Source organism: Thalassospira sp. HJ, from assembly GCF_000948415.1.
In the GTDB taxonomy this organism is placed as follows: Bacteria; Pseudomonadota; Alphaproteobacteria; order Rhodospirillales; family Thalassospiraceae; genus Thalassospira.
This window is the reverse complement of record NZ_JYII01000012.1, coordinates 315,713-334,326: the sequence shown is the minus strand read 5'-3', so window position 1 is coordinate 334,326 and position 18,614 is coordinate 315,713. Positions and strand designations below refer to the sequence as shown.

The window sequence follows — 18,614 nt, the reverse complement described above, 5'->3', positions numbered from 1 at the left end:
TCGGTAATGGCTGGCAACAGTTTTGGAACACTTTTCCGCTTCACCACCTTTGGCGAAAGCCACGGCCCGGCCATTGGCTGTGTTGTTGATGGTGTGCCGCCCCTGCTTGAACTGACCGAGTCCGATATTCAGGAATTCCTTGAAAAACGCAAACCCGGCCAGTCGCGCTTTACCACCCAGCGCCGCGAACCCGATCAGGTCAAAATTCTTTCGGGCGTGTTCGAAGGCAAAACCACCGGCACCCCGATCGGACTTCTGATCGAAAACGTTGATCAGCGCTCCAAGGATTATGGCGAAATCAAAAACCAGTTCCGCCCGGGCCATGCCGACTACACCTATTGGGAAAAATACGGCACCCGCGACTATCGCGGCGGCGGCCGTTCCTCGGCGCGCGAAACCGCGATGCGCGTTGCTGCTGGCGCCATTGCCCGCAAGGTACTTGGCGAGGACATCAAAATCCGCGCGGCCCTGGTCAAAATGGGCACCAAGGAAATCAACCGCGCGAATTGGGACTGGAATGAGGTCGATAACAACCCGTTCTTCTGCCCCGATCCCGAAGCCGTGCCGGTGTTCGAAGAATACCTTGATGGCCTGCGCAAGGATGGCTCATCTGTCGGTGCCGTGATCGAGGTTGTCTGTTCCGGCGTTCCGGTTGGTCTGGGCGATCCGGTTTATGACAAGCTTGATGCCGATCTTGCGAAGGCGATGATGACGATCAATGCCGTCAAGGGTGTTGAGATCGGCAATGGTTTTGAGGCCGCCGAACTGACCGGCATCGAAAATGCCGATGAGATGCGCCTGGGCGACGATGGCAAGCCAGTCTTTGGCTCCAACCATGCCGGTGGCATTTTGGGCGGAATTTCATCTGGTCAGGACATTGTCATCCGCTTTGCCGTCAAACCGACCAGCTCGATCCTGACCCCGCGCAAAAGCATCGATATCTATGGCAGGGAAGTCGATGTCGTCACCAAGGGCCGCCACGATCCATGCGTTGGTATCCGCGGCGTTCCGGTCGGCGAAGCCATGGCCGCCATCACGCTCGCAGACCACCTTCTGCGCCACCGTGCACAGTGCGAAGGCTGGAACACGGACAAGCATTTTCCGAGCTAAGTTCCGTTAGGTCTTAACGCCTGCGAATTTCACATCACAAACGGGTTTATGCCGCGTCAATGGGGCATGAACCCGATATTGCTCAAAACCCTGATCCAACTTGCTGCGTCGAACAAGAAGCCCGCCCCCACCGGGGCGGTCGGTAGTGACGCGCAGCTTAAAAACCGCATCGTCCTGTTCTCGGACGAGCCGGTCACCCTGCCCGACTGGGGGATTTCGGGACTACCGTCCATGATCCTTGGGGCCGCGCCGCAAACCTGCCTGTTTGTCAGCGATCTTTCGGTCGATGGTGACGCGGATGACGGAAGCGATGCAGACAACAGCAACGACACGGCTGCGTCTGGCACAGACAACGATGAGACGACCAAGGCCAGCGGCACAGTTTCCTTTTCGCTCACCATCAAATCACCACCCGCAGAAGGCAGTTCCCTTCAGGCCCGCACCATTGTCTGGAAGCTGACACTTCCGGTTGCCGGCTATCGTGATGTACAAACCGGCGCGTCGAGTGCCGCCGTGCACGCACCGGTCATCAAATCGCGCATCAAACTGGGCGGTGTTGAGCGCGATGTCGAAATCGGCCTTCTGGAAATGACCGGCCTTGATCAGCCGCTACTGATCGGCAAGGACACGCTGGCAGACAAATTCCTGATCCGCCCGGACCGCCCCGATGACCAGAAAGCACCCGCGCCGCCCTCGGTCGATCTGAACCCAGCCCAGCCAGAAGCACCAAAACCGAAAGACACGCCGGACCAAACGCCAGCATCAAACGACACCCCTGCCCCGGCAGCTTCCCCTGCTACTACACCGGCAGCCGACAGCGCTGCTCCCAAACCGGCTGCGGCCGCTGATACCACGACACCAACCCAGACCGACGCTCCGGCAGCTTCTGACACGACACCCGCTACCAGCACCGATGATGAGGCGTCCACCACAACGGATAACGCAGTGCCCGCGCAATCTGCCGAGCAACCAGCAGACAACACGCCAAAGCCGAAAGCAGAACCGACATCAAACGATACGCCAGCGCCCGTCCCAACTAACGCGACAGACGACACTACAGATCCTGACGCTTCCAAAGGAAGCGACACGGCAGACAGCGCCAGCGATACAACAACCACCGACGCGACACCAACAACCGACACGCCGAGCAAACAGGAAGACACCCCTGCGCCTACAGCGCCGCCGGCAGAACCAGCGGCGGACACAACCCCGAAACCAACCGAGGCCCCTGAGCCAAAACCGGTCGAGCCAGAACAAAACCCGGCCTGATCCCGCACTCAGTTTTCAAACGCCTGACCCCTTGCGTCACCCCTTCCCCGGGTGGCGCATTTTTTTAATGGATAACGGTCATTTTTCTCGTCTTCTCATCTTGTAGTTTCGCCGCGCGACCACATCTGTACCCCATAACAAAAAATACAAACCAAAATGCGGTTGGTAACAAGGCAAGACCAATGACAACATCTCTGGATCTTTCCAGCCTGTCGCGCAGATCTGCGCTCAAGGGCTGGTTTGCCGCAGGCTCGGCAATGATCGGCAATACCATTCTTTCACCTGTCGCTTTCGCCAGTGACAGAACCCTGCTCGCCACCCCGGCCTGTGGGGAGGATATCGGTCCGACACGCTCCATGACCGAAGGCCCGTTCTATAGCCAAAACCCGCCAGAAAAACGCAACTTCCGTACCGAAGCCGGCGGCACGCCCGTGACCTTGCTGGGGTACGTTTTAAACGCTGCCTGCACGCCGATTGCCAATGCAATTGTCGATCTGTGGCATGCGGACTCAGATGGGCGTTACGACAATCAGGGTTTCAATATGCGCGGCTATCAGCGTACCGACGCTCAAGGCCGCTACTATTTCGATACCATCCGCCCGGCCGAATATGCCGGTCGCACACCGCACTATCACGTCAAGATTACCCCACCCGATGGCAGAACGCTGACGACACAGCTCTATTTCCCGGAAGAACCGCGCAATGAGCTGGACCACCTGTTTGACAGCGCACTTCTGATGAACATGCATCCCGCCAGTGACGGCGAAATCGGCCGGTTTGATTTCGTTCTGGCCTGACAAGGCTTATCAGCCTGATCGCGCTATCCCCCGGCATCCCGAAAACCCGCCCCGTTTCGCGGCCTGATCCGTTTGAAAAAACGTGATTTTTGGTCTTGCGCCTGTTCGTGTCACGCTTTAATGTTAACGAAGTTAACATAAGAAAATAGAGATACGCGCAAATGTCCAAATATCACCACGGTGATGTCCGAAACGTCCTTCTGCAACAAGCTGAAAACATCCTGATTGACGAAGGCCCGGCCGGGCTGTCGCTTCGGCGGCTGGCACGGCTGACTGGTGTGTCGGAAGCCGCCCCCTATCGCCATTTTGACGGCAAGGATGGCATTTTGGCGGCAGTCGCCATTAGCGCCTTTGAACGGTTTGCCGAACAGCTTGAAATTGCTGCTGCCAGCACGGAAAACCATGAAGAACGCGTCATGGCTTTGGGGGCGGCCTATGTGCAGTTCGCTGTTGAAAACCCGCAACATTTCCGCCTGATCTTTGGCCGGGAGCGCCCGCCACTCGATCAATACCCGGAACTGCGTGATGCGGCCGATAACGCCTTTGACGTTTTGCAGCGCGCGGTGACATCAGTTGATCGCAAGGCCGAGATGACCCTGACCGAAGCGGCCACCGCCTATAACCGAGCACTTGCCGCCTGGAGCCGCGCGCACGGCATCGCCATGCTGGTGATTGATGGCATGATCGTCCCGCCTGCTGACCAGGAACTTTCAAACTTTGTCCTGGGCCTTCTGGCAGAAGATTTGACCATCCCTGCCAGCGCCTGAAACCTGATCATAATCCCGCATCCATTATTGGCATCTGCCTGCAACCAACCGGAATTTCAGATGGAATATTCAACCGTCAAACTCATTCACGTTATTGGCGCCATCCTGTTTTTGGGCAACATCATCGTTTCCGCCGTCTGGAAAATACAGGCAGACCGCACCAACGACCCGGTCGTGATCGCCTTTGCCTGCCGCCTGATCAACATCACCGATCTGGCCTTCACCACGCTCGGCTCGGTCCTGATCATCATTGGCGGCATCGGCCTGTTTCATGCCACGGGCATCGCACTTTCCGATGCTCCCTATCTGATTTACGGCATCAGTCTGTTTGGTATGGCGGCGATGCTGTGGCTGGCAGGGCTTTTGCCGCTTCAGATCTATATGTCAAAGATCGCAGCCAAGACCGTGGCCAATGGCGAAACGGAAATGCCGGCAAGTTACGAGAAATGCCGCAGGCTTTGGAACATGGTCGGCCGGATCGCCATCCTGTTTCCGCTGGGTGCCCTTTATCTCATGATCATGCGTCCGGACTTCTGAGCGGCAGGCAAAGCGCCCCTCGCCTTCCACCATACGGAAAGCCGTTTTATCTGATTGATCGGCTTTTGGCGCTGCCCGTAAGATGCCGCGAGTTAAAATAAACACCCGGGAGAAGTCCGATGCTGACCATCAAACGCCTGTCCATTGAGGATGCCTATATCCTGATCGAAGGGGCGCGCAATCGTGCCAACGAAATCGGGGTTCCGATGTGCATCGCCATTACCGATGAATCCGGTGTGCTGATCGCATTTGAGCGCATGGATGGCGGCAAGGTCACCAGCACCACCATCGCCCAGGACAAATCCTTTACCGCATCGGGCGCACGCAAGGGCACGCATGAATATGCTGCTGCGGCCCAGCCGGGCAAACCGGCCTATGGTATTGATTCGGAAATTGGTGGTCGCCTGTCGATTGTTGCCGGTGGCCTACCGGTCTTTGTTGATGGCGAATGCGTTGGCGGCATCGGGGTCAGTTCCGGCACCCCGCCGCAGGATCAGGACTGCGCACAGGCAGGCCTTGATTTCTTCCTGAAGAAAATCGGCAAGTAATCTGATGATCGTTGGCGGAAAACCGGCCTGCTAATCAGGCCGTTTTCCGCCCGCAGATCAGAAATTCGACATTGCCTTCGGGACCCGTAATCGGGCTTTTGGTGATGCCAAGCACCTCCCAGCCCGGAAGATTGGCAAGCCAGTCGGAAATGGTATCGCAGACTTCCTGATGCAGTTCCGGTTCACGGACGACACCCTTTTTCCCGACGCGTTCCTTGCCGACTTCAAATTGCGGCTTGATCAGTGCGATCAGGTATCCGCCATCCTTGACCCGTTCCATACTGGCCGGAAGCACGGTCCGCAGCCCGATAAAGCTTGCATCGCACACAACGATATCAATGGCATCGGGGATCTGTTCTTCGGTCAGGTGGCGCGCATTGGTCTTTTCCATAACCACAACGCGCTCATCATTGCGCAGCTTCCAATCAAGCTGCCCCTGCCCGACATCAACGGCATAGACCTTGGCCGCCCCGTTCTGAAGCAACACATCGGTAAAACCGCCTGTCGAGGCCCCGACATCGACACCGATGAAACCGGTAACATCGATCTCGAACTCAGCCAGACCCTTTTCAAGCTTGAGCCCACCGCGCGACACCCACGGATGAGGCTGCCCACGCAGCGTAATGGAAATGTCTTCCTTGCACGGCATGCCCGGCTTATCGAGCCGTTGCTCGCCGCTAAAGACATTGCCTGCCATGATAAATGCCTGTGCCTTGGACCGGGTTTCCACCAATCCGCGTTCCACAAGCAACTGATCCAAACGTTTCTTTGCCATGAGCGCGTTTTAACCCACCCACCGCAAAAGGTCACGCATTTGGTCGCAGTTTAAAACGGGAATTAGCTGGCCAACGGCTCAAGGTACCCGCGCGGCACAATCGCAAGCAGATCATTAAGCGATTCGCCCTGTACCGCCACATGCTGCTGCATCAGCTTGCCAGCGGTATCCGCCTCGCCATTGGAAATGGCACTCAGGATATCGGCATGTTCATTATTGGATGTTTTCAAACGCCCCGGACGATGCAGCTGCAAGCGACGATAGGGTGCCAGCCGGTTACGGACATTCTTGGTCTGACGCTCCAGGAAGCTGTTACGACATCCGGCATAGATTGCCTCGTGGAAGCGGACATTGGCCTCGTAATAGGCATCGGCATCCGCATGATCCTTAAGCGCGTTACATTCGTCCGATAGCGCAATCAGGTTTTCGATATCAACCCGCGGCATACGGCGCGCAGCCAGACGTGCACACATGGCTTCCAACTCGGCCATGACTTCAAACATCTCGATCAATTCGGCAACGGTGATAGAGGCAACAATGGTGCCCCGGCGCGGCATGGTCGCAACCAGCCCTGACCCGGCAAGGGTTTGCAATGCTTCACGAACTGGCGTGCGAGACACACCAAAACGCTCGCTCAAAGAACGCTCATCAAGTTTGTCGCCGGGCTTGAGCACACCGGTCACGATATCGCGTTCAAGTTTCTGGACCAGATCGGTGGCAAGCTTTCCGTTTTGCGACATGTGCGCCCTCATTCATCATCCCTTACTGGTATACCAGAACACATATTCTGGTACCAATCAAAGCCTTTTCGATGCTGCTTTGCGAAGTTTTCCTGCTGCGATGCAAAAGTTCAGCGGCAGTTTTCCGAGATTCCCCGGCAAACACTAGGGCGCGGATTTGTGGCACTGCAAAATGCCCTTCTGGTATACAAAATTGCATGGACAGCATGCCAGAAATCTGTAACGCTTTTAACCAATGCGAAGACCGCATCAATAAAAAGACGCGCAAAAGCCGTCACAATGCACTTAAAACGCATGCTTCATCCGGGAGGAAAAGATGAAGATTTTCAAAAAGACTCTTACGGCGTCCGTCGCCGCCATCTCCATGTCTGTTGCTGCCTTTGGCATGTCCGCATCTGCTGGTGCCGAGACTCTCAAGCTGTCTCACCAGTGGTCGACCAGCGACATCCGTCACAAGGTTGCAGAGATTATTGCAAACGAAGTCAAAGCTGCTGACGTCGATCTGGAAATCCAGATCTTCCCGTCCGGCTCCCTGTTCAAGGCGAAGGAACAGTGGACCCCGATGACGCGTGGCCAGCTTGATATGATCGTGTATCCGCTGGCATATGCCGGTGGTCGCGTTCCGGCTGCAAACCTGACCCTGATGCCGGCACTGGTTAAAAACCATGACCACGCCAATCGCATCAACGAATCCCCGTTCATGGCTAAAATCGAAGAGCTGCTGAACGAAGAAGGTGTTGTCACGGTTGCCAAGGGCTGGCTCGCTGGTGGCTTTGCATCGACCAAGGGCTGCATCAAAAAGCCTGACGACGTCAAAGGCCTGCAGATCCGTGCAGCCGGCAAGTCGTTCGAACAGATGCTTCAGGGTGCTGGCGGCTCCATCGCCGCAATGCCGAGCTCGGAAATCTATCCGGCCATGCAGACCGGCGTTCTTGATGCGGCAAACACCAGCTCGTCGAGCTTCGTGTCTTATCGTATCTACGAGCAGGTCAAATGCTACACCCCGGCTGCTGGCAATGCCCTTTGGTTCATGTATCAGCCGGTCCTGATGTCCAAGCGCAGCTATGACAAGCTCAACGATGCGCAGAAAGACGCCCTCGCAGCCGCCGCAAAGGTCGCTGAAGAGTACTACACCACCGAAGGCCGCAAGCAGGACTCCGACAGCGTCGAAGTCTTCAAGGAAGCCGGTGTTGAAATCGCTGATCTCACTGACGAGGACTTTGCAGCATGGCAGGCGATCGCCATGAAAACGTCCTATGCCAAGTTCGTGGAAGAAACCCCGAACGGTCAGGAAATCCTCGACATGGCGCTCGCTGTTAAGTGATCCGTGCCTGATGTGATGGTGGTGCCGGTGATACGGCACCACCCTGCTTTTCCCAACACGACCAGACCATAACACCACGGTTCCGTCAGAGGAGTACGCGCGTGTCCAACGCCATGTCCCCGCACCCATTGCCCATTGATCTGCCCGATGACTTCGCGCAGACCCCAAGTGCGTCGCATTCCGTTAAATCCGATATGCCGCCTCCGCCTGATGTCGAACCTATCGACGATCATGCCGCACAGGCAGACCGCTACGCGCATCATCCAAAAGGACCGGTTGATGGCGTGATTGCCGCCATCCATTTCCTGTCGCGCGTGTGTGGCGTTGCTTCGGCCTCGATGTTTGCAATTGCCATGCTGATCATCTGTCAGTTGGTCTTCATGCGCTATGTGCTGAATGACTCAACCGTCTGGCAGACTGAAGCCGTCATCTTCCTGATGATCGGTGCGACCCTTGTTGGTCTGCCCTATGTCCAATTGCTGCGCGGTCACGTCAATGTCGATCTGCTGCCGCTTTATCTTAAACGCGGCGCACGCATGACGCTTGCCATTGTCACCTTGCTGTGTGGCATGGGCATCTCGGCCATGTTTGCCTTTTACGGTCTTGAACTGGTGATCGAAGCCTATGAAGGCGGCTGGTTGTCCGAGACCATCTGGGCTGTTCCGCTCTGGAAACCGTTTACTGCCCTTCCGGTTGGCTTTGGCTTGCTGTTCTTGCAGTTCGTTGCCGATTTCCTTTCCCTCATCACGCGCAGATCGACCCCGTTCGATATTCGCGAAGGCGCATTTTAAGGAGGCCGCACCATGGATCCCTTGCTTCTTGCGGCCATTGTTGGCATCGCGACCACAGTTGTTCTTTTCTCCGGCATTCCGGTCGGTATCGGCCTGATCCTGGTCAGCATCGGTTTTATCGTCATCTTTGATGGCACCGGATCGCTGCCGCTTCTGCCTGAAATCCTGTTTGGCAAACTCGAAAGCTTCGAAGTCCTTGCCATCCCGATGTTCATCCTGATGGGGGCGGTCGTTGCATCATCCCGTGCAGGTGGTGACCTTTACTCGGTTCTTGATCGCTGGCTGACGCGTGTTCCAGGCGGGCTTGTGATTTCAAACTTGGGCGCTTGCGCCATCTTTTCCGCCCTGTCGGGCTCGTCGCCTGCGACCTGTGCCGCGATTGGCAAGATGGGCATTCCGGCAATGCGCGAACGCGGCTTCCCCGATACAGTTGCAGCCGGCTCGATCGCAGCTGGCGGTACGCTTGGCATCCTGATCCCGCCAAGTGTCACCATGATTGTCTATGGCATCTCGACGGAAACCTCGATCGGGCGTCTGTTCCTGGCGGGTCTTCTGCCGGGCCTGCTGGTAACGGCACTCTTCATGGCATGGTCGCTTTATTCGACATGGCGTCAGGGCAATGCCCAGGCGGCCCTTGGTGTGGTCAAATACAGCTGGAAGGAAAAGTTTGAAATCCTTCCGCGTGTACTGCCCTTCCTTGTCATTATCGGTGCTGTTCTGTTTGCCCTTTATGGCGGTGTTGCCACCCCGTCCGAAACGGCTGGTGTTGGTGCGCTGTTCTGCCTGATCACAGCGATGATCATTTATCGCATGTGGAAACCGGGCCAGCTATGGAATGTCATGCGTGACACCACCAAGGAATCGGTGATGATCTTGCTCATCATCGGGGCTGCGGGCCTGTTTAGCTACATGCTGTCGTCGCTTCTGGTCACCCAGTCGATCGCGCAGTGGATTTCAGCCCTTGAGGTCAACCGTTGGGTCCTGATGGGCTTCATCAATGTGTTCCTGCTGATCAGTGGCTTCTTCCTGCCGCCGGTTGCCGTGATCCTGATGAGCGCACCGATCCTTCTGCCCGTGATCATCAATGCCGGTTTCGATCCCTACTGGTTTGCAGTGATCCTGACCATCAACATGGAAATCGGCCTGATCACCCCGCCGGTTGGTTTGAACCTTTATGTGATCAATGGCATTGCCCCGGACATCCGTCTGCAAAGCATCCTTAAGGGCGCGTTCCCTTATGTGATGTGCATGATCGCGGCAATCGTCATTCTTTGCTTCTTCCCGCAGATCGCCACCTGGCTTCCGGAAACCATCATCGGAGGACGCTAATGTCAGGCATGTCTGTCAAAAGCTGGCTTTCAAGCATTGCCGACCGTGGTCGTGAACTGCTTGATCTGCCGATCTCGACCCCGCAGGAGCCGCTCAAGCAGCTCGGTGCCATGTGCAAGGACCTTGTCTCGCAGAAAGGTGAGGCACGTGGTACCGCGGTTGCCCGCGAAGTGGTTCGTCTTTGGGAAAACCTGCCGGAAGAAGACAACCTGGCCTTCTTCCAGATGATGCAGAACGACTTCAGTGCAGACCGCACCAAGGTTTCCAAGGCGGCCGAGGCCTTTGCCAAGGATCCGTCCGAAGCCAACCTTGCGGTCCTCACCCAGACGTCCGAGCCGGTCCGTCAGGAACTTCTGCGCAAGATCAACATGGCACCGGGTGGTACACGCGCGATTGTCGATATGCGGGAAACCCTGATCGGGCTTCTCAAGAACAATCGCGATCTTGAGCCGCTCAATGCCGACATGCAGCATCTGCTGACCAGCTGGTTTAACCGTGGTTTCCTTGAACTGCGTCATATTGACTGGGATACCTCGGCGGCCATCCTTGAAAAACTGATCCGCTATGAGGCGGTACATGAAATTCAGGGCTGGGAAGATCTGCGACGCCGTCTGGCGACCGACCGGAAATGCTTTGCCTTCTTCCATCCGGCGATCCCTGATGATCCGCTGATCTTTGTTGAGGTCGCTTTGGTGCATGGACTGGCCGATAGCGTTCAGGCGCTTTTGGCCCCGGAAATTGACGAAAAGGCACCGGAGACCGCCAACACTGCGATCTTCTATTCGATCAGCAACTGTCAGGCCGGGCTCAAGGGGATTTCCTTTGGCAACTTCCTGATCAAACAGGTGGTCGAGGAACTCAAACGCGAATTCCCGCAGCTTAAACAGTTTGCCACCCTGTCGCCCATTCCGGGCTTCATGGGCTGGTTGCGCACCCGTCAGAAAAGCAAGGCCGACGATGCCGATCTTGCAGGTCAGGTCCTTGAAGGGCTTAGCGAACATGACTGGGTCAGTGATCCGGTCAAGGTCGCGAACCTCAAAAAGCCGACCTTGGCACTGTGTGCGACCTATCTCGCCACGTGCAAGCGCGGCAAATCACCGCTCGACCCCACCGCGCGGTTCCATCTGGGCAATGGTGCACAGCTTGAACGCCTTAACTGGCTTGGCGATACGTCGGACAAGGGCCTTCGTCAGGCTGGCGGTATGATGGTGAATTACGCCTACCACCTTGATGATATCGAGAAAAACCACGAAGCACTGATGAATGACGGAAAGATCGCCACATCGAAATCCGTCGCACAGCTTGCCGGAATTTAAACAGGTATGACCATGTCAGATAATCTTCTTCAAACATTTCTGGACCGTTTTCCGGCCGACAAATCCCGCACTTTCCTGATCGAACGCGATGGTACGGAGCGCAGCTTCGCCTGGCTTCTTGATCGCACCGGGCGCTATGCATCCGTCCTTGCCGCCCACGGTGTGGTCAAGGGCGACCGTGTCGCAGCCCAGGTCGACAAATCATCAGACGTGATCGCGCTTTATCTTGCCTGCCTGCAGCTTGGTGCCATCCATCTGCCGCTTAACACCGCCTATACCGGTGACGAAATCGCCTATTTTCTGGGTGATGCCGCCCCGCGCGTCTTTGTCTGCCGTCCGGCCCATATCGATGCGGCCAAGGAACTGGGTAGCAAGAATAATGTCGCTGCTGTCCTGTCGCTTGGTTCAAACGGCGATGGCAGCCTGAATGACGAGGCCGCCAACGCCACCGCAATGACCGACATTGTCGCAGCCGACAAGGACGACGTTGCCGCCATCCTGTATACATCTGGCACCACGGGCCGGTCCAAGGGCGCGATGCTGACCCATAACAATCTGGGCTCAAACGCCAAGACCCTGCATCAGGCATGGGGCTTCAAGCCGGGTGATACGTTGCTGCACGCCCTGCCGCTGTTCCACACCCATGGTCTGTTTGTTGCCATCAACATCATGCTGATGAATGGTGGCAAGGTGATCCTGCTTCCGAAATTCGATGCAGATGACGTGATTGAACGTTTGCCGCAATCAACCGTGCTGATGGGTGTTCCGACCTTTTATACCCGTCTGCTTTCTCATCCGCAGTTTACCAAGGATGTTACCGCTAACATGCGGTTGTTCGTTTCAGGCTCCGCCCCGCTTCTGGCCGAAACCCATGATGCGTTCTTTGAACGTACCGGTCACAAGATCCTTGAACGCTATGGCATGACCGAAACCTGTATGAACACGTCCAACCCGCTTGATGGTGAACGCCGTCCGGGTGCGGTTGGCCCGACCCTGCCGGGGATCGAGGCACGCGTGTGTGACAAGGACGGCAACGTTTTGGGCGCTGGTGAAATCGGCGTGCTGGAAGTCCGTGGCCCGAACGTTTTCAAAGGCTACTGGCAGATGCCGGAAAAAACCGCGTCCGAGTTCCGGTCTGACGGGTTCTTTATCACCGGCGATCTCGCAACCATTGGCGAAGACGGCTATGTCACCATCGTTGGCCGTGACAAGGACCTGATCATTTCCGGTGGCTTTAACGTCTATCCCAAGGAAGTCGAAGAAGTCATTGCCGAATATGACGAGGTCGATGAAGTCGCAATCTTTGGCCTGCCACATCCTGATTTCGGCGAAGCCGTTGCCGGTGTGATTGTCGCTGCCAATGGTGATCAGGCCGACCCCGAAGCCATCATCAAACGCACCCAGGACAAGCTTGCGAAATTCAAGGTGCCCAAGCGCATCTGGGTGATCAAGGAACTGCCGCGCAACACCATGGGCAAAATCCAGAAGGCCCAGCTGCGCAAGGAATACGAGGATACCTTTACCTCCCCTGCTGCATAACGCGTTGCAGCCAAAACTCCCGCTGCCTAACCCGCAGCACCCACGGGTCTTTTCGACCCGACTTCCCGGCCGGATTTATCTGGCCGGTTTTTTTTGCGCCAACCGCACCAAATTGAACTGACGTATAAGTTTATGTAATTATTAGGGAACTAACGCCAAAGATGCTAAATTAGAAAAACAATAACGAGCACACTGCAGGCTAGTCCGACATACCAGAACGAGAGTAACTGGCATTGATGACGAAGCTTGATGACGCCATAGACCGGATTTCGCACAACATCGCTCAGACCGGTGCCCTGACTGCCGAGGCATCCCGTCGTTACGAGCAGATGTTTGCCAATTTCCGAACGGAGCTTGACCGCACCCTTGATGCTGCAGACACGCTTGCCGACGCCGCCCGGGCCACCATGGCGATGCTGGAGCAGGTATCCACCCTTCTGCGCCAAAGCTTCCCCAATCCGACCCCACGTGCATGCCGCGATCAATGCAGTGCCTGTTGCCACCTGTTTGTCAGTGTCCCGCCCGGTGTTACCGACCTGATCGCCGCTCACATTCAGGCAAGCTTTTCCGAACCGCAACAGCTGGCTCTGCTGGATCGTCTGAAGACTGCCGCGCACGAAATCGAACAATTCACCAAAACCAGCGAAGTCCGCGCACGCTGCCCGCTTCTGGATGAAAATGATCGTTGCAGCATTTATGAGCTTCGCCCGCTGACCTGCCGCGCCTTTACCTCAGCCGATGCCGGTCTCTGTCACGCCATGGTCTTTGGCGATAGCGCACAGCAAACCACGCGCATTGATCAGGATTCCGGCCATTACCGCCTGCATATCGAGGCGACCGAGGCCTTGCAAAAACTCGCCACCCGGCGCGGTCTTGATGATCGGCAAGAAGGTTTTGTCCATGCCTTGCTGGATCGGCTTGAAAACGGCGCAACAGCCGCCTGAACACTTCGCCTTGCAATTTCGCGCGAACAAGACCATTTCCCGAACGTTCCTTATGGGTCGGGTATCCACCTGACCTTGCATCACAACACATGGGGCAGACATGCAACATCCGTCCGCACAAGCACCACGCGTGGCCTTTGTCACCGGCGGGGCCCAGGGTTTGGGCCTTGGTATCTCAAAGCATCTTCTCGGTCTTGGCTGGAAGGTCGCGATGTTTGATCTTGATGCCGATGCGGGCGAAGAGGCACTTGCAAGCCTGACGGACGATGAACGCGACCGCACCCTGCTCCTTAAAGGCGACGTCGCGACCGAGGCCGACATCATACTTGCCGTGCAGCAATGCTTTGACCGGTTTGGCCGGATTGATGGCCTGATCAATAATGCCGGCATTGCCGATCCGCATGCGCCCGGTATCGAAGACCTTGAATGGGATCAGTGGCAACGCGTGATCAATGTCAATCTGGGTGGTGTGTTCCTGGCCACCAAACATGCGACACAGCATCTGCGTGTGACCAAGGGCGCGATTGTCAATATCGCCTCCACCCGCGCCTTCCAGTCAGAGGCCAATACGGAATCCTACGCCGCCTCCAAGGGCGGCATCGTCGCCCTGACCCATGCGCTTGCCGTAAGTCTTGCCGGTGATGTCCGGGTCAATGCCATTGCTCCGGGCTGGATCGAAGTCGGTGACTGGCAGAAAAAGGCCAACAAAACCGAACCCAATCATAGCGACACAGACAAATCCCAGCACCCTGTGAGCCGGGTGGGCACGCCCAAAGACATCGCCCAAGCCGTCAGTTTCCTGCTTGATCCGGACATGTCCGGCTTCATGACCGGTGAAACCATGCGGATTGATGGCGGCATGACCCACAAGATGATTTATGCCGAATAACGAAAAGGCCGGTTATCATTTGCGACAACCGGCCTTCTAACTTTCCGAGAACACTCGAAGCGCTTAAGCGCGTGCCTTGCTCTCGCTCATGCCAAGCGCGCCAAGGGCGGTCTTGACGATGGCCTTGGCATCAAGCCCGGCCTTCTCGTACTGGATTTCCGGCTTGTCGTGATCAATCAACGCATCAGGCAACGCCATGGTGCGGATCTTAAGGCCGTTATCAAGCAATCCCTGCCCTGCCATATGCTGCAGGACCATCGCGCCAAAGCCGTTGATCGAGCCTTCTTCGATGGTGATCAGGACTTCATGATTGCGCGCCAGATCGGCAATCAGTTCGTGATCCAGCGGCTTGGCAAAGCGCGCATCGGCAACCGTCGCAGGCAAGCCCCGTGCTGCCAAGTCTTCGGCAGCAAGCATCGCCTCGGCCAGACGCGTGCCATAAGACAGGATGGCGATCTTGCCCCCTTCACGCAGGACGCGACCCTTACCAATCTCAAGGACTTTACCCTCAGCTGGCATTTCAACGCCAACACCCTCGCCACGAGGATAGCGGAACGCAGATGGCCGATCATCAATCGCCCAGGCGGTCGTGGTCATATGAACAAGCTCCGCCTCATCGGCAGCGGCCATCAGAACAAAGTTCGGAAGACAGCCGAGATAGGCAATATCATACGCCCCGGCATGGGTCGCCCCGTCGGCACCGACCAGACCGGCACGGTCCATCGCGAAACGCACCGGCAGGTTCTGGATCGCAACGTCATGAACAACCTGGTCATAGCCACGCTGCAGGAAGGTCGAATAGAGCGTGCAGAACGGTTTGTATCCTTCGCACGCCATCCCGGCGGCAAAGGTCACGGCATGCTGTTCGGCAATCCCGACGTCAAAGGCGCGATCGGGGAAATGATCGGCAAAGATGTTGACCCCCGTGCCCGATGGCATGGCGGCGGTGATGGCGGTGACTTTCTCGTCCTTCTCGGCCAGCTTGACCAGCGTTTCGCCATACACCTTGGTGTAGCTTGGCGCATTCGGGGTCGGCTTGGCCTGCTTGCCAGTCACAACATCAAACTTGGCAACGCCATGATACTTGTCGGCAGCATTTTCCGCCGGGCCATAGCCCTTGCCCTTCTGCGTCACCGCATGGATCAGGATCGGGCCATCAACATCGGCATCGCGAACGTTTTTGAGAACCGGCAACAGATGATCCATGTTGTGACCATCAATCGGCCCGACATAGAAGAAGCCCATTTCTTCAAACAGGGTCCCGCCGGTCACCATGCCACGGGTATATTCTTCAAGCTTGCGCGCAGCTTCTTCGATCTGACGCGGCAGATGTTTGGTCAGGCCCTTGGCCGCATTGCGCAGGCCCTGATAACCCTTACCCGAAATCAGGCGCGACAAATAACCCGACATAGATCCCACCGGTGGGGCAATCGACATGTCGTTATCGTTCAGGATCACGATCAGGCGCTGATCGGTAGCAGCGGCATTGTTCATCGCCTCATAGGCCATACCGGCACTCATCGAGCCGTCACCAATAACCGCAATCACGTTCTTGCGTTTGTCATCAGACAGCTGATTGGCAACCGCCATACCAAGCCCGGCCGAGATCGAGGTGGAGCTATGCCCGGCCCCGAACGGATCATATTCAGACTCGGACCGCTTGGTGAAACCAGATAGCCCGCCGCCCTGACGGATCGTGCGGATGCGATCACGTCGCCCGGTCAGGATTTTATGCGGATAGCACTGATGACCGACATCCCAGATCACGCGATCATGGGGCGTATCAAACAGGTAATGGATCGCAACGGTCAGCTCGACCACACCAAGCCCGGCGCCAAGATGGCCGCCAGTGACCGATACGGCATCAATCACCTCGGCGCGCAATTCGTCTGCCACCTGCTTCATCTGGGCAGGCTGCAATTTGCGCAGCTCGTCAGGGGTGTTGATGGTATCCAGCAGCGGGGTCTTGGAGGTCGTGCTCATTCCGATCTCGATTTTCAAGTTTTTATATGGCGTTGGTTACAACAGGGTGACTGTTATGGCGCCATGTTGCAAGCTGCGTAAAATAGCGGGGTTCGACTGATTTAGCGACCCTGAATTTCACCTGATTTTACACGCTCAAGGAACCTGTGGATCACTTGCTCCACCGTGCGGTGAATGGTGTCGCGATCCTGACCGAAATCCCGGCACAAATAGCCGAAGTTCTCGGCAATATATGGGGTGCATTTCGGCAAGAAGGAATAGTGCCCCGCCCCCTTGACCTTCACGAACTTCGCCCGCCCGCGCAAAAGACTGCGAAAGTGAGCAGCGTTAACATGGTCATGCAGGATTTCATCGGTATCGGCTTCGACAAACAGCATCGGCACATCAATATCGCCAAGCCCCGCGTCGGTGGCAGCAACCCCGAAGGCCGGCGTAATCGCGATAATGGCAGCAATCCGGTCATCGCGTTCAGACACAACCGGCCCACCATAAACATTATGCAGCCGGTCAATGTGATCATCGCTTGGCGCGTGCTGGCAAATCACCCGGTCCGTCTCGGAATTGATTTCGCAGTAATCCTGCCAAGCCTGGGCATCAAAATCCCACCCGGCCAGCTTAAGCACGGTCGCCCCACCCGCTGAATGGCCAAGGGCATAGATTTTACCCTGGTCAATCTGCAGCCCGATCTCGGAATGCGCCAACAGCAAATCAAGGGCCATCCGCATTTCCTGCGGGCGGCGCTCGATAATCGCCAATTGCCGGGCTTCGGACGCATCAAGGTAATTATCGCCATGATGCTGCGGGGCCGCAACGATATATCCCCTGCGCGCCAGATATTCCGCCAACCAGAACTGATTGAACCGATGCCCTTCCGAACCGTGCGAAAACAGCACCATCGGAAACGGACCATCACCGGCAAAATCCGCCCCGCGCGCCGCACTGGATGCCACGCCCATAAGCCGCACCGAACTTTCCGGATCTGTTGCCGGATACCAGATCGCAAGCGGAAACGGGTCCTTGTCAAACAGCCGGTCGCGAAAACCGGCTGTGTATAAACTTGCCAAATCAGCAACCTCTAAAGCTAGAATATGTAACTGTATAGAATGTGGCTTTATAAGCTAAGCAAGAAATCTATGCCAAAAACCGTCCAATTGTTAAAACTTAGCCGATGAGCGAATATTCGAGACGTTAGAACCTTTTCGGAGATCAAATGACCTTTGTTGATTGGGCCCAGATAATTAGTGCTGGTGCGGCAGCGGTTGCAGCCGGAGTATCGGCATATTCGGTTCGCTTAGTGCTCAAACAGCTTAAGTATCAATTCAGTCCAAACTTAAGAATTGCTGACGAAGTTTTCCAAATCGCGATGCATGAGTCTGCGCTAAAAGACATTTTTTGGGAGCAACCATCCGAAGCCGCTAAATATCTGAACGGAGGCTCTACAGAATACCAATTCCATATGCGAAACACAGGCGCAGGCAGCGCACATGATCTCAGCATTGAAACTGTGCTCGATCTTGAAGAGATCTACAGACAGATACACGAAATATTTGAGAATATAGGAGAACGCTTGGAGGTTATCCAAGACAATTGGGGGGCACAAATAAAGGCCAATGGCAAAACGGTAGGTGGTTTCAGAAATCCCAATCAGTCATCAGCATATATTGACTACATCAAGCCCTCTACAGACGATCTTGTCACTGTCCCGTTTATTATTGACCCTACTCTAGCATTCGCTTGCTTAGCTCTAGGTTATAGGGCGATGAAGCAAAAAATAGATGAGGACGTTACACCGACCGCCTCCACCATAAATGTTAGCTTCTTAATCTCCTACACCGACCCTATTGGGAAAAAACTAACTAAGCGATGCGAACATCAGATATCGGTTTGCGACGGTCGCTGGGCCGATGACTTGTCAGATGGCGTAATTGTCATAAGCTTCAGAAAACGCTAGCACTG

18 protein-coding genes are annotated in these 18,614 nt (G+C 56.0%); 14 read left to right on the top strand and 4 right to left on the bottom strand.

Going from position 1 to position 18,614, the window contains the following annotated elements; all coding sequences use genetic code 11:
- The first annotated feature begins 6 nt into the window (after window positions 1-6).
- The 6 genes from aroC to UF64_RS10415 all read left to right on the top strand — a co-directional run bounded on the left by aroC (window position 7) and on the right by UF64_RS10415 (window position 5,028).
- On the top strand, window positions 7-1,110 hold the full coding sequence (gene aroC / locus UF64_RS10440; protein ID WP_044828516.1) for a chorismate synthase: 1,104 nt from the start codon (window positions 7-9) through the stop codon (window positions 1,108-1,110).
- A gap of 48 nt (window positions 1,111-1,158) precedes the next feature.
- Window positions 1,159-2,379 (top strand): hypothetical protein, encoded by a 1,221-nt coding sequence (locus tag UF64_RS19690; protein WP_052657569.1) that lies wholly within the window; start codon window positions 1,159-1,161, stop codon window positions 2,377-2,379.
- 182 nt (window positions 2,380-2,561) lie between these two features.
- Complete coding sequence (locus tag UF64_RS10430; protein WP_052657567.1) at window positions 2,562-3,176, top strand: intradiol ring-cleavage dioxygenase; 615 nt, start codon at window positions 2,562-2,564, stop codon at window positions 3,174-3,176.
- 161 nt (window positions 3,177-3,337) lie between these two features.
- Window positions 3,338-3,943, top strand: a complete 606-nt coding sequence (locus UF64_RS10425; protein ID WP_044828515.1) for a TetR/AcrR family transcriptional regulator — start codon at window positions 3,338-3,340, stop codon at window positions 3,941-3,943.
- A 60-nt stretch (window positions 3,944-4,003) separates the two neighbouring features.
- Window positions 4,004-4,480 (top strand): DUF2269 family protein, encoded by a 477-nt coding sequence (locus UF64_RS10420; protein WP_044828514.1) that lies wholly within the window; start codon window positions 4,004-4,006, stop codon window positions 4,478-4,480.
- A gap of 119 nt (window positions 4,481-4,599) precedes the next feature.
- A complete protein-coding gene (locus UF64_RS10415) occupies window positions 4,600-5,028 on the top strand; it encodes a heme-binding protein (RefSeq protein ID WP_044828513.1) in 429 nt (142 codons plus the stop codon).
- Between the two features lie 34 nt (window positions 5,029-5,062).
- On the opposite strand, the gene UF64_RS10410 is transcribed toward UF64_RS10415, so the two are convergent.
- On the bottom strand, window positions 5,063-5,803 hold the full coding sequence (locus UF64_RS10410) for a TlyA family RNA methyltransferase (protein ID WP_044828512.1): 741 nt from the start codon (window positions 5,801-5,803) through the stop codon (window positions 5,063-5,065).
- 62 nt (window positions 5,804-5,865) lie between these two features.
- The gene (locus UF64_RS10405) at window positions 5,866-6,543 is read right to left on the bottom strand and encodes a GntR family transcriptional regulator (RefSeq protein WP_044828511.1); all 678 of its coding nucleotides are present in this window, start codon (window positions 6,541-6,543) and stop codon (window positions 5,866-5,868) included.
- Window positions 6,544-6,859: 316 nt separating this feature from the next.
- Between UF64_RS10405 and dctP the strand changes: the two genes are divergently transcribed.
- The 7 genes from dctP to UF64_RS10370 all read left to right on the top strand — a co-directional run bounded on the left by dctP (window position 6,860) and on the right by UF64_RS10370 (window position 14,675).
- Window positions 6,860-7,867 carry a TRAP transporter substrate-binding protein DctP gene (gene dctP, locus UF64_RS10400; RefSeq protein ID WP_044828510.1) on the top strand — a complete coding sequence of 336 codons (1,008 nt, stop codon included), beginning with the start codon at window positions 6,860-6,862 and terminating at the stop codon, window positions 7,865-7,867.
- 101 nt (window positions 7,868-7,968) lie between these two features.
- A complete protein-coding gene (locus UF64_RS10395; protein WP_200892668.1) occupies window positions 7,969-8,658 on the top strand; it encodes a TRAP transporter small permease in 690 nt (229 codons plus the stop codon).
- Window positions 8,659-8,670: 12 nt separating this feature from the next.
- Window positions 8,671-9,987 carry a TRAP transporter large permease gene (locus tag UF64_RS10390; RefSeq protein WP_044828509.1) on the top strand — a complete coding sequence of 439 codons (1,317 nt, stop codon included), beginning with the start codon at window positions 8,671-8,673 and terminating at the stop codon, window positions 9,985-9,987.
- Window positions 9,987-11,303 (top strand): malonyl-CoA decarboxylase, encoded by a 1,317-nt coding sequence (locus UF64_RS10385; RefSeq protein ID WP_044828508.1) that lies wholly within the window; start codon window positions 9,987-9,989, stop codon window positions 11,301-11,303. Before UF64_RS10390 ends, UF64_RS10385 begins: the two co-directional genes overlap by 1 nt.
- Before the next feature lie 12 nt (window positions 11,304-11,315).
- On the top strand, window positions 11,316-12,842 hold the full coding sequence (locus tag UF64_RS10380) for a malonyl-CoA synthase (RefSeq protein WP_044828956.1): 1,527 nt from the start codon (window positions 11,316-11,318) through the stop codon (window positions 12,840-12,842).
- Window positions 12,843-13,078: 236 nt separating this feature from the next.
- Window positions 13,079-13,786 carry a YkgJ family cysteine cluster protein gene (locus UF64_RS10375; protein WP_044828507.1) on the top strand — a complete coding sequence of 236 codons (708 nt, stop codon included), beginning with the start codon at window positions 13,079-13,081 and terminating at the stop codon, window positions 13,784-13,786.
- 100 nt (window positions 13,787-13,886) lie between these two features.
- Window positions 13,887-14,675, top strand: a complete 789-nt coding sequence (locus tag UF64_RS10370; protein ID WP_044828506.1) for an SDR family oxidoreductase — start codon at window positions 13,887-13,889, stop codon at window positions 14,673-14,675.
- A gap of 63 nt (window positions 14,676-14,738) precedes the next feature.
- Here the strand turns inward: UF64_RS10370 and dxs are convergent, their stop codons facing one another.
- Both dxs and UF64_RS10360 read right to left on the bottom strand, forming a co-directional pair.
- Complete coding sequence (gene dxs / locus UF64_RS10365; RefSeq protein ID WP_044828505.1) at window positions 14,739-16,658, bottom strand: 1-deoxy-D-xylulose-5-phosphate synthase; 1,920 nt, start codon at window positions 16,656-16,658, stop codon at window positions 14,739-14,741.
- A gap of 101 nt (window positions 16,659-16,759) precedes the next feature.
- A complete protein-coding gene (locus UF64_RS10360; RefSeq protein WP_152630666.1) occupies window positions 16,760-17,722 on the bottom strand; it encodes a hypothetical protein in 963 nt (320 codons plus the stop codon).
- A 146-nt stretch (window positions 17,723-17,868) separates the two neighbouring features.
- On the opposite strand from UF64_RS10360, the gene UF64_RS10355 reads away from it, so the two are divergent.
- Entirely contained in the window at window positions 17,869-18,609 is a 741-nt protein-coding gene (locus tag UF64_RS10355; RefSeq protein WP_044828503.1) for a hypothetical protein, read from the top strand.
- Window positions 18,610-18,614 lie beyond the last annotated feature (5 nt).